A 12246-nucleotide genomic window follows, 5' to 3' on the forward strand; every position below is an offset into this window, starting at 1 on the left:
GGTAATGGAAGCATCAGGCTGATTCCACAGACATTCCGGACAGCCCGGCGCCTTCGCATTTGCCATTTTTTCGGCCTCAAGCCCCGGATTTCAATGCCCCGCCCCCAGGGCTGCGGGTGATGTTCAGCAGTTTTTGATTGGGAAGCCATGATGATTGGCATTAAAAGCATAGCGAGTTACGTGCCAGCAGCCGGCGTTGACAATTACGCTCAGGGTGCCAAATTCGGGAAGGATGAAGACTTCATCCTTGGCAAGATCGGTTCTGCTTTTCTGCCTCGCAAGGACGACACACAGGAAACCTCCGATCTGTGCGTCGAAGCCGCCAACCAGCTGTTCGCCAACAACCCCGAACTTTCCCGCGACGCCATCGACGTGGTCATCGTCGTCACCCAGAACGGTGATGAAGAAGGGCTGCCGCACACCGCAGCCATCGTTCAGCACAAACTGGGCCTGCCGACCCACGTCGCCGCGTTCGACATCTCCCTGGGATGCTCGGGTTACGTCTACGGCATCTACGCGCTCAAGGGTTTCATGGAAGCCGCAGGCCTGAAAAACGGCTTGCTGATTACCGCCGATCCGTATTCGAAGATCGTCGACCCCGAAGATCGCAACACCACCATGCTCTTCGGCGACGCCGCCACGGCCACCTGGATGGGCGAAAACGCGCCATGGCAGTTGGGCAAGTCCAAGTTCGGCACCGATGGCTCTGGCGCCGAATTCCTCAAGACCACCAACGGCGCGTTCTACATGAACGGTCGGCAGGTGTTCAACTTCGCCCTGGTCAAGGTGCCTGCGCACCTGAACGAACTGCTCACCGATTCGGGCCTGCAATCGTCCGAGATCGACGCATTCTGCATTCACCAGGGCAGTGCCGCCATCGTTGACGCCGTGGCCCGCCGCTTCGAAGACGGCAGCCACCCGGAAAAATTCGTCAAGGACATGCTCGAGACCGGCAACACCGTGTCGTCGAGCATTCCGCTGCTGCTGGAAAAGCACCTGCTCAACGCCAGTTGGAAGCGCGTGGCCATTTCAGGCTTCGGTGTAGGGTTGTCCTGGGGCTCGGCGATCATTTATCGTCCTTGACCCTGAGTCAGTCAAAACGGCGACACTGAATTTCAGGTCGCCGTTTTTTTATTTCCATCGTTTGCCAAGGACCGCGCGCATGAGCGAGATTTTCCAGCGCAACTTCGCGATCATCGAACAGCGCTGGCCCCAGCTCGCTCAGCGGTTGTCGGCTGAAGACGCCGATGCAGTGCCCGCGCAACTGCTCGAAGGCCAGGGCTCGACCCTGAACATCGCCGGCATTCAGCTCACCAGCCGTCATGACCGGGTCGCCGAGGCGCGGTTGCAGGCGGCGAGCCTGCCCGCCGACAGCGCCGAGATCCATGTGTATGGCACAGGGCTTGGGGATCTGCAGCGCGTCCTGCTGGCGTCCTCCACGCTGCAAAACCTCCACCTGCACATCCTCAACGGCGCGATCTTCGCCCTGGTGTTGCGCCTGCTGGAACAGGATGACTGGCTCACAGATCCCCGTGTGAGCCTGGCCTATGCCAACGGGCACGCGGAAATTCAATTGCCGTTCTTCGCGCTCCCCGCCGAGCTGGTGCTGGCCGAAGACAGCAGCGCCCGGATCCGGGACCGATTGGTGAGCGAGATCCACCTGAGCTTCAACAACCGCGAGTTCGCAGCCGACCACCCCGACAACATCGCGCGGCTGGAGCAGGGCAGGGCACTGCTGCGCAGCGACACCGATGTGGGCGAACTGTTTGGCACTGCGCCCGGACGCGACGTCTTCGTGATCGCCACCGGGCCAAGCCTGCAACAGCATTTGCCACGGCTGAAACTCATCAGCGATTCGACCGAGCGGCCGCTATTGATATGCGTTGACACGGCGCTGGTCCCCCTGAGCCGCCACGGCATCCGGCCGGATCTGGTGGTCAGTATCGATCACAACATCACCCAGCGTCATTTGCCCCCCGAAGCCAGCGCAAACGTCGCGCTGGTCTACTTGCCGCGGCTCGACGCCGAGCTGCTCAGCGCCTGGCAGGGCCCGCGCTACGTCGGTTACTCGGCGAGCCCCATGTACACCGCCATTCGCCAGGACATCCCCAAGGCGCAATTGCTCGCCGCCGGGAGCGTCATCCATCCGGCCATCGACCTGGCGGTGAAGATGGGCGCCGCCCGCATCACCCTGTTCGGCGCCGACTTCGCCTTTCCCGGCGACAGGACCCACACCGGCTGGCAGGACGGCGAACTGGGCCCCGAAATGAGCATCGCCAAACACTGGGTCCGTGACGGGCGCGGCAACAAGGTCAAGACCCAGCTCAATTTCCGCAGCTACCTGATCGAGCTCGAGCGCTACATCACACTCCATCCCGAGGTGAAATTCCTCAACACCAGCCGTGACGGCGCACTGATCGCCGGCACCGAATTCGACCCAGACTGGACCGCGCCATGACCTCCCGGACCCAAATCATCGAAGACGCCGTCCACTGCGCGCACCTGTTCCGGCTGGGGCGGGATATCGAAGGGGCGTTGAAAATGGTGGATGTGATCGATGCGGCGATGCCCTTCGCCTCATCCGGCCAACAGGCAGAGTGGACTCAGGTACTGGGCGCGATATTGCAGTGCCAGGAGCGGCAAGACTGGATCGGGGTGGCAGACTGGTTGGAGGCCGAGTTCGTAGCCTTGTGCCGGAGTTGAAGTTTTCTGCATCCGCAACAGTTAAAGAAAAGTACTACAAATTAGTTTTACTTCTTGATAATCAGCGGCCCGATCGGGCCGTTTTTTTTAGCTTTATTTTAATCAATGAATATGAGTGAGTTAGGGCAGTTATTATCCGACATGTGTCGTGGTGGCACAGTTCCAGATTATAGAAATCAACTAAAGCCCTTAAGCCTGTCGTCGATAACGAAACTGTAGGTTTTCCGGGCGAAATGGACTTCCCCGCTTTTTGAAAACCTGCCGTTTCTATCAACGAGGGAATTCAAAATGGCTTTGACTGTAAATACCAATATTGCGTCGCTTTCTGTTCAGACCAAGCTCAACCGCGCCAGCGATGCGCTGAGCGTCTCGATGAGCCGTCTGTCTTCAGGGCTGCGGATCAACAGCGCAAAGGACGATGCCGCAGGGTTGCAGCTTGCAACCATGATGACCAACGAAGTCCGGGGCCAGGTGGTGGCATTGCGAAATGCCAACAATGGTGTGTCCATGGCGCAGGCGGCGGAGGGGGCACTTGATCAGACCGCTACTATCCTTATCCGGATGAAAGAGTTGGCGATTCAAGCCCGCGATGACCATAACGGTTCGGTGCAGCGCAAGGCGTTGAATGATGAATTCGTGACGATGAGTGCAGAACTGACGCGAATCTCCGAGAGCACCAAACTTAATGGCAAGGCACTTCTGGACGGCACTGCGGGTGCAATGGAACTGCAAATTGGCACGGAGACCACAGCGGCAGATCGCATTACCCTGGTATTGAGCGACAAGTTCGATGCTGTTTCGTTGGGTGTCGATTCGGCAACGCTGGCACTGTCAGGGGCGACCATCGCTGACGCCCACACCAATGTCGATACCGCCATGTCGGCGATCAACGCAGCGATCTCATTGGTGACGTCCACGCGAGCCGGATTGGGCGCGGCGCAGAATAGGTTGTCGGCAACGGTGGCCAACCTTCAAAGCATGCGGGAGAACACTGAAGCGGCCCGCGGCCGGATTCAGGACGTCGACTTCGCCGCCGAAACCGCCGAACTCACCAAACAACAAACCCTGCAACAAGCCTCGACCGCCATCCTGGCCCAGGCCAACCAACTGCCGTCGGCTGTCCTCAAGCTGCTCCAGTAACCATCTCAAAAGCAGGATCCGCGCACGACGCACGCCGTGCGCGGCTTCAAGGCCCGAGAAATCAACGCGTTGCTTGCGTGATTAAAGCTTTCCAGGGTTGCGCCGAAACGCTGTGTAACCCCCGTCAAAAAAGCAGGGGTGGCGCTCTGGTGGCAAAAAATTTTCAAAAGCCCCTAAAGCTCCTTGCAGATACGACGATAAACATTACGAAGGTTCTCTAGGCCACACCCGGCGGTTGCCAGGGCCGGATAGCCGCAGCACCCAACCAACGAGGAATTCATCATGGCTTTAACCGTTGCTACCAACACCACTTCCCTGGCCGTTCAGAAAAACCTGAGCCGCGCTTCTGACGCTCTGTCGACTTCCATGACCCGTCTGTCCTCGGGCCTGAAAATCAACAGCGCAAAAGACGACGCCGCTGGCCTGCAGATCGCCACTCGCGAAACTTCGCAAATCCGTGGTCAGACTGTAGCTATCAAGAACGCCAACGACGGTATCTCGATCGCTCAGACCGCTGAAGGCGCTCTGCAAGAATCGACCAACATTCTGCAACGTATGCGTGAACTGGCTGTTCAGGCCCGTAACGGTACCAACAGCTCGGCTGACCGTGACGCTCTGCAAAAAGAATTCGTGCAGATGCAATCGGAACTGGACCGTACCGCAGGTTCGACCAACCTGAACGGCAAGAACCTGCTGGACGGCTCGGCTGGCACCATGACCCTGCAAGTCGGTGCTGACACTGGCTCCGCCAACCACATCGACATCGTGCTGAGCAGCAAGTTTGACTCCGCATCCCTGTCGGCTGGCAGCGGTACCATCTCGATTTCCGGTACCAGCGCCAACTTCAGCGGCAACATCGACAAGGCCATCACTGCCATCGACCTGGCAATCGCCAACATCGGTGCAACCCGTGCTGACCTGGGTGCTGCGCAAAACCGTCTGACCAGCACCATCTCCAACCTGCAGAACATCGTGGAAAACACCACTGCTGCACAAGGCCGTGTACAAGACACCGACTTCGCAGCTGAAACCGCTAACCTGACCAAGCAGCAGACTCTGCAACAGGCTTCCACCGCTGTTCTGGCCCAGGCTAACCAACTGCCATCCGCTGTACTGAAACTGCTTCAGTAATATCGGAATGAGTTTTGGCGGAGGAGTGTGCTTGCGTACTCTTCCGCCTTTTTACGTTGAGAGGTAGTAGACATGGACATGACCGCCAAGCTCAATCAGTCTTACGCTGCTGTACAACCCCTGCCTGCGGTCGCGGACAAGCCTGCTGTCACCCCTCAAAAAGCCGTCACCCCGGTGCCTGACACCGCCAAGGCCGACGCGCAAACAAGTAAAGACTCGCATTCCGAAAGTGATCCCGACGCATTGAAAGCCGCAGTCCAGGAAATCGAAAAGTTCGTTCAGTCGGTGCGCCGCAATCTGGAGTTCTCGATAGATGAGGCTTCGGGCAAGGTCGTCGTTAAAGTGATTGCCAGTGAAACCGGCGAAGTCGTGCGGCAATTGCCCTCTGCAGAGGCGCTGAAGATCGCCGACAGCCTGCAGAACGCTCACAGCTTGTTGTTCGACGCAAAAGTGTAAGTGGCATGAAACGTGAACGCGGTACTTTTGAACGGTGACTTAGTCAAAAGACCGACTCAAACTGAAGGGAGACACACATGGCTAGTCCAATCACTCCATCCACCGGCCTCGGATCGGGCCTGGCAATTGGCGATATCGTCAATGCCCTGGTCGCTTCCGACAAGCTGGCCAAGCAGACGCAGATCACCACGCAGACCAAGCTGGTCACCACCAAACTGTCCGGGATCGGTACCCTGCAGTCGGCGGTGTCTGCATTTCAGACAGCCCTCAAAGGCCTCTCTGACGCGAAGAACCCGTCATTCAACGGCTATGCGGCCAAGTCGTCCGACGAAACCAAGCTGACCGTCACCTCCGACAACAATGCGGTGCCAGGCAACTACACCGTTGAAGTCGGCAATATCGCGACCAGTTCCAGCGTCGCCACCGCTGCCTTTTCCGGCGGCACTGCCAGTGCCATTCCGAGTGGTAACCTGACCATCACTCAAAATGGCATTTCCACCAGCTACCCCATTCCTGCCGGCGCCACCCTGGCTTCGGTGGTCAAGCAGATCAACGCCGATACCGACAGCACCAAGATCAGTGCGAACATCATCACCGACGCCAACGGTTCGCGTCTGGTGCTGGGTTCGACCACCACCGGTGCCGGCTCTGATATCACCACCACCAGTGATATCGCAGGCTTCACGATCAATGCCAACACCAAGCTCGATTCGACCTCGGGAAGCTCGGCCGGTTACATCGGCGCTCAGGCCGTGGACGCGTCGCTGACCATCAACGGTCTGCCGGTGACCAGCAAGAGCAACACCCTGGATTCGACCCTGGGTGGCGTGACCATGACCCTGGTGGCCAAAGGCACTTCCACCGTCAACGTCGCGACCAACACCGACGGCCTGAAAACCTCGCTGCAAACCTTCATCACTGCCTACAACGCAGTGGTTGCCGCCGTGTCCAGCGTGACCAAGGCGACGATCAGTTCCACGCCCGATCCAACCACCGGCGCCACCGTGACCCCGGCTGCGCTGACCGGCGACTCGATGCCGCGTTCGATCCTGACCGCCATGCGCAACGAACTGGTGACCACCGGTGCCGCTGGTGACCTGTCGGTGCTGGCGCAGTTGGGTATCACCACTTCGCAGACCGACGGTACGCTGTCGCTCAATGACACGCAGTTCAAGGCGGCGATGGACAAGGGCCTGGCCGGTGACGTGCAGCAGCTGTTCAGCGGCACCACCGACAGCAACGGCCTGGTCGCACGCATGAACGCCGCGCTGACGCCCTACACCCAGACTGGCGGCATGTTCGACACCCGCAAGAGCAGCCTGAACACCCAGCAGAACGATCTGCAGGATCAGCAGGCGGCTCTGGACTTGCGCGTGACCAACCTGACCGCGACGCTGACCGCCAAATACAACGCGATGGACCTGGTGGTGGGGCAGTTGAAGGCCTCGGCTTCCAGCATTACTTCGTTCTTCGATTCGTTGAATGCGCAGAAATCCAGCTGATGCTTGACTGATAAACCAGGACCCGGCCAAAGTGCCGGGTTTTTGGCATCTGGGCCTAAAGTTTCTCAAGGCCTCGTCGATATCCTGAATATAGAAACTTCAAGTGGTGTGAGGTAAGTACATGAACCGGATGGCAGCCCTTCGGCAGTATCAGAAGGTCAATTCACACGCGCAGACCGCCGTCGCGACACCGCACCGTCTAGTGCAGATGCTGATGGAAGCGGGTCTTGACCGCATCGCCCAGGCCAAGGGTGCCATCGAGCGCAAGGACATTCCCTCCAAGGGCGTGCTGATCGGCAAGGCCATCGAGATCGTCGGCGGCCTTCGCGAAGGGCTCGACATGGAGAAGCAGGCCGAACAACTGGCGCATGTCGACAACCTGTACGTCTACATGATGAAGCGTCTGGCCGAAGCCAATATCAAGACTGACCCGAAAATTCTCGATGAAGTCAGCGGATTGTTGACTACCGTGAAGGAAGGTTGGGACGCCATTGGCGATCAGCCACCTGTCCTGTAAGAGGAAATCACCATGAGTGCTGCACTCAAGCGAATCGAAGAAACCCGCGAAGCTCTGGTCGGTGCCCTGGCCGAACGTGACTGGGAGGCCATCGGCAAGCTCGATCTGGCCTGCCGTGCCTGCGTTGACGAGGTCATCCGCGAGGCCAACGACGATGAGCCGCAGTTGCGCAGCAATCTGGAGGAGCTGCTGGGTGTGTACCGCCAGTTGATAGACGTTGCGGTGGAAGAGCGTCAGGCAATTGTCGATGAAATGTCACAGATCCAGCGAGCGAAAAGCGCCGCAAAGGTATACCATCTGTTTGGTTGACGCTTAGGTTGATCGAAAAAATTGTGCGCCATAAAATTGACTGTGTACGGTTTTTTGACTTAACTAGTGATGTTCACTAATTTCTGGTTTGTGTGGCGTTGATCGCACCCCATACAGAGCCAAGCTTGCCCCTGAGCGGGCATCGAGTTGACTAGGGAAGTTGCTATTGCATGTGGCGTGAAATCAAGATTCTGCTAATCGATGACGATAGCCAGCGCCGCCGTGACATGGCGGTCATTCTGAATTTCCTCGGCGATGAGAACCTGTCCTGCTCCAGCACTGACTGGCAGCAAGTGGTAGGCGCTCTGGCGTCCACTCGGGAAGTCCTTTGCGTGCTGGTTGGCACCGTGAACGCCCCGGGCAGTCTCCAGGGGCTGCTTAAGACCATCGCTGCGTGGGATGAGTTCCTTCCTGTCCTGCTGATGGGCGAAAATTCTTCGGTCGACCTGGCCGAGGACTTGCGTCGGCGCGTGTTGTCCACCGTCGAAATGCCCCCCAGCTACAGCAAGCTGCTGGATTCCCTGCACCGTGCCCAGGTCTATCGCGAGATGTACGATCAGGCCCGCGAGCGCGGTCGCCAGCGCGAACCCAACCTGTTCCGCAGCCTGGTCGGCACCAGCCGTGCCATCCAGCACGTGCGCCAGATGATGCAGCAGGTGGCCGACACCGACGCCAGCGTGCTGATCCTGGGCGAGTCGGGCACGGGCAAGGAAGTGGTCGCGCGCAACCTCCATTACCATTCCAAGCGGCGTGATGCGCCCTTCGTGCCGGTCAACTGCGGCGCGATCCCGGCCGAGCTTCTGGAAAGCGAACTGTTCGGCCACGAGAAGGGCGCCTTCACCGGTGCGATCACCAGCCGGGCAGGGCGTTTCGAGCTGGCCAACGGTGGCACGCTGTTTCTCGATGAAATCGGTGACATGCCGTTGCCGATGCAGGTCAAGCTGCTGCGCGTATTGCAGGAGCGCACCTTCGAGCGCGTGGGCAGCAACAAGACCCAGAGCGTCGATGTGCGGATCATCGCGGCCACCCACAAGAATCTCGAAGACATGATCGAGACCGGCGGTTTCCGTGAAGACCTGTACTACCGCCTGAACGTGTTCCCGATCGAGATGGCGCCGTTGCGTGAGCGCGTGGAAGACATCCCGCTGCTGATGAACGAGCTGATCTCGCGCATGGAGCACGAGAAGCGCGGCTCTATCCGGTTCAATTCGGCGGCGATCATGTCGCTGTGCCGTCACGGCTGGCCGGGCAACGTTCGCGAGCTGGCCAACCTGGTGGAGCGCATGGCGATCATGCACCCGTACGGGGTGATCGGTGTCGCTGAACTGCCGAAGAAATTCCGCTACGTCGACGACGAAGACGAGCAACTGGTCGACAGCCTGCGCAGCGACCTGGAAGAGCGCGTCGCCATCAACGGCCACACGCCCAACTTCGCCAACAGCGCCATGTTGCCGCCCGAAGGCCTGGACCTTAAGGACTACCTCGGTGGTCTGGAGCAGGGCCTGATCCAGCAGGCGCTGGACGATGCCAACGGGATCGTCGCACGGGCAGCCGAACGCTTGCGTATCCGTCGTACCACGCTGGTGGAGAAGATGCGCAAGTACGGCATGAGCCGTCGCGAGGGCGATGATCAGGGCGACGACTGACACCCGATTGACGCGTCAAAAATAAACCGCTGATTTTTCAGCGGTTTTTTTTCGGCACGAGGATTGCTAAGTCTCTTGCAACATACCGTTTAACTGACGGTTCGCCACGCGAGAGATCATTTATGTCCCAGGCCGCTCCGATGTCTTCCAAACCTGCCACGACAGCGGGTTTGCAAGTGCAGCCGTCCCCGGAATTGGAAAGTCGACAAGGATTGGAGCAGGCATTCGCCCTGTTTAACCAGATGTCGGCGCAATTGACGGATTCCTACAGCCTGCTGGAAGCGCGGGTCACCGAGCTCAAGGGTGAGCTGGCGGTGGTCAGTGCCCAGCGCATGCAGGAACTGGCGGAAAAAGAGCGCCTGGCCAATCGTTTGCAGAACCTGCTGGACCTGCTGCCAGGTGGCGTGATCGTCATCGACGCCCACGGCATGGTGCGCGAGGCCAACCCCGCTGCGCTGGACCTGTTGGGTGAGCCGCTGATCGGCATGCTCTGGCGCCACGTCATCGCACGTTGTTTCGCGCCTCGCGAAGACGACGGTCATGAAATTTCGCTGAAGGACGGCCGTCGCCTGTCGATTGCCACCCGCTCCCTGGACGCCGAGCCCGGCCAGTTGGTGTTGCTCAACGACCTGACTGAAACCCGTCATCTGCAAAGCCAGCTGGCGCGCCACGAGCGCCTGTCGTCGCTGGGGCGCATGGTCGCCTCGCTGGCCCATCAGATTCGTACGCCATTGTCGGCGGCCATGATCTACGCCAGCCACCTGACCGAGCAGGCACTGAATACCGAAACCCAGCAGCGCTTTGCCGGCCGCTTGAAAGAGCGCCTGCATGAACTGGAGCACCAGGTGCGCGACATGCTGGTGTTCGCCCGTGGCGAGTTGCCCCTGACCGACCGCGTGAGCCCCGCGGGTCTGGTCGGCGCGCTGGAGTCGGCGGCCCAGACCCATGTGCGCGATGCGGCGGTTCGCTGGCAGTGCGACAGCCTCGACGGCGAGTTGCTGTGCAACCGCGACACGCTGGTGGGAGCGTTGCTCAATCTGATCGAAAACGCGGTGCAGGCCAGTGCCGGGGCATCGCGTATCAAGGTTCATGCCTACAGTCGCGGCGCGACGCTGCGGCTGTGCATCAGTGACAATGGCAGCGGCATCGACGCCGCCGCGCTGGCGCGTATCGGCGAACCCTTCTTTACCACCAAGACCACGGGCACGGGCCTGGGGCTGGCGGTGGTCACGGCGGTCGCCCGGGCACATCAGGGGCAGGTGCAATTTCGCTCGCGTCCGGGGCGGGGCACCTGTGCCATCGTTTCCTTGCCGCTGGTTCCAGGCACCGGCGGTGGAGTGGCTGGAGTGGAGAACCCATCATGACGATCAAGGTGTTGCTGGTCGAGGACGACCATTCTCTGCGCGAGGCCCTGGGCGAAACCCTGGCGCTGGCCGGCCACGATTACCAGGCCGTCGGCTCAGCCGAGGAAGCATTGCTGGCAGCAGGGCAAGCCTCGTTCAACCTGGTGGTCAGTGACGTCAACATGCCGGGCATGGACGGCCATCAGTTGCTCAGCCAGTTGCGCAGCCGCTATCCGCAGTTGCCGGTGCTGTTGATGACCGCTCATGGCTCGGTGGATCGGGCCGTGGACGCGATGCGGCAGGGCGCTGCCGACTACCTGGTCAAGCCATTCGAGCCCAAGGCGCTGCTGGCGCTGGTTGCCCGGCATGCGCTGGGGCGCCTGGGGCCTGCCGATGGCGAGGGGCCGATTGCGGTAGAGCCTGCCAGCGTCCAGTTGCTCAACCTGGCAAGCCGGGTTGCCAAAAGTGATTCCACCGTGCTGATTTCCGGCGAGTCGGGAACCGGCAAGGAAGTGCTGGCGCGCTTCATTCACCAGCAGTCACCGCGGGCAGGCAAGCCGTTCATTGCCATCAACTGCGCGGCAATCCCGGACAACATGCTCGAAGCCACCCTGTTCGGCCACGAGAAGGGCTCCTTTACCGGCGCCATCGCCGCCCAGCCGGGCAAGTTCGAACAGGCCGATGGTGGCACCATTCTCCTCGACGAGATTTCCGAAATGCCCATGGGCCTGCAGGCCAAGCTGCTGCGGGTGTTGCAGGAGCGCGAAGTTGAGCGGGTCGGTGCGCGCAAGCCCATCGAGCTGGACATTCGCGTGCTGGCCACCACCAACCGCGACCTGGCGGGGGAAGTGGCGGCGGGGCGTTTCCGCGAAGACCTGTTCTATCGTCTGTCGGTGTTTCCGCTGGCCTGGCAGTCGTTGCGTCAGCGTCCTGCCGACATTCTGCCGCTGGCCGAGCGTCTGCTGGCCAAGCACGTCAATAAAATGAAGCACGCCCCGGTGAGCCTGTCGCCCGAAGCGCAAAAGTGTCTGGTCGGGTACAGCTGGCCAGGCAACGTGCGCGAACTGGACAACGCCGTGCAGCGGGCGCTGATTCTGCAGCAGGGCGGGGTGATCCAGGCCGAGGACTTCTGCCTGGCCGGTCCCGTGAGCTTTGCGTCGGCGCCACTCGCAGCGCCGGCCCTTCAGGTTTTGCCGACGCTGCCGACAACGCCGGGTGTCATGGAATCGTCGCCGGAAGCGGCGGGCGGTGAAATGGCCGGTGCGCTGGGGGAAGATCTGCGCCGCCGGGAGTTCCAGATGATCATCGACACCCTGCGCGCCGAGCGCGGCCGCCGCAAGGAAGCCGCCGAACGCCTGGGTATCAGCCCGCGTACCTTGCGCTACAAGCTGGCGCAGATGCGTGATGCGGGAATGGATGTCGAAGGGTATCTGTTCGCTTCTTGAGCTTTGCAATGAGCCTGTGGGAGCGGGCTTGCCCGCGAATGGGGTGTGTCGGGC

General features: G+C 60.3%; 12 protein-coding genes. All 12 read left to right on the plus strand.

Annotated elements, in window-relative coordinates; translation table 11 throughout:
• Positions 1–150: 150 nt before the first annotated feature.
• The 12 genes from NPS29_RS10170 (at position 151) to NPS29_RS10225 (ending at position 12192) form a co-directional block, all read left to right on the plus strand.
• Positions 151–1083 carry a ketoacyl-ACP synthase III gene (locus NPS29_RS10170; protein ID WP_274132361.1) on the plus strand — a complete coding sequence of 311 codons (933 nt, stop codon included), beginning with the start codon at positions 151–153 and terminating at the stop codon, positions 1081–1083.
• A 79-nt stretch (positions 1084–1162) separates the two neighbouring features.
• Entirely contained in the window at positions 1163–2458 is a 1296-nt protein-coding gene (locus NPS29_RS10175) for a motility associated factor glycosyltransferase family protein (protein WP_274132362.1), read from the plus strand.
• A complete protein-coding gene (locus NPS29_RS10180) occupies positions 2455–2703 on the plus strand; it encodes a hypothetical protein (protein WP_274132363.1) in 249 nt (82 codons plus the stop codon). The genes NPS29_RS10175 and NPS29_RS10180 overlap by 4 nt, the downstream gene beginning before the upstream one ends.
• Before the next feature lie 288 nt (positions 2704–2991).
• Positions 2992–3843, plus strand: a complete 852-nt coding sequence (locus NPS29_RS10185) for a flagellin domain-containing protein (protein WP_274132364.1) — start codon at positions 2992–2994, stop codon at positions 3841–3843.
• Positions 3844–4125: 282 nt separating this feature from the next.
• Positions 4126–4974: a flagellin domain-containing protein gene (locus tag NPS29_RS10190; RefSeq protein WP_274132365.1), complete on the plus strand. Its 849-nt coding sequence runs from the start codon at positions 4126–4128 to the stop codon at positions 4972–4974.
• A 72-nt stretch (positions 4975–5046) separates the two neighbouring features.
• Positions 5047–5430 (plus strand): flagellar protein FlaG, encoded by a 384-nt coding sequence (locus tag NPS29_RS10195; RefSeq protein WP_274132366.1) that lies wholly within the window; start codon positions 5047–5049, stop codon positions 5428–5430.
• 77 nt (positions 5431–5507) lie between these two features.
• Positions 5508–6932, plus strand: a complete 1425-nt coding sequence (gene fliD, locus NPS29_RS10200; protein ID WP_274132367.1) for a flagellar filament capping protein FliD — start codon at positions 5508–5510, stop codon at positions 6930–6932.
• 121 nt (positions 6933–7053) lie between these two features.
• Positions 7054–7449, plus strand: coding sequence for a flagellar export chaperone FliS (fliS, locus tag NPS29_RS10205; RefSeq protein WP_274132368.1), 396 nt, complete (start codon positions 7054–7056; stop codon positions 7447–7449).
• Positions 7450–7461: 12 nt separating this feature from the next.
• The gene (fliT, locus tag NPS29_RS10210; protein ID WP_274132369.1) at positions 7462–7758 is read left to right on the plus strand and encodes a flagellar protein FliT; all 297 of its coding nucleotides are present in this window, start codon (positions 7462–7464) and stop codon (positions 7756–7758) included.
• 170 nt (positions 7759–7928) lie between these two features.
• Positions 7929–9404 (plus strand): transcriptional regulator FleQ, encoded by a 1476-nt coding sequence (gene fleQ / locus NPS29_RS10215; RefSeq protein ID WP_274132370.1) that lies wholly within the window; start codon positions 7929–7931, stop codon positions 9402–9404.
• Positions 9405–9526: 122 nt separating this feature from the next.
• Entirely contained in the window at positions 9527–10768 is a 1242-nt protein-coding gene (locus NPS29_RS10220; RefSeq protein WP_425312484.1) for a sensor histidine kinase, read from the plus strand.
• Positions 10765–12192, plus strand: a complete 1428-nt coding sequence (locus NPS29_RS10225) for a sigma-54-dependent transcriptional regulator (protein ID WP_274132371.1) — start codon at positions 10765–10767, stop codon at positions 12190–12192. The genes NPS29_RS10220 and NPS29_RS10225 overlap by 4 nt, the downstream gene beginning before the upstream one ends.
• The last annotated feature ends 54 nt before the right edge of the window (positions 12193–12246 follow it).

The organism is Pseudomonas putida (assembly GCF_028682175.1).
GTDB classification, from domain to species: domain Bacteria; phylum Pseudomonadota; class Gammaproteobacteria; order Pseudomonadales; family Pseudomonadaceae; genus Aquipseudomonas; species Aquipseudomonas putida_AD.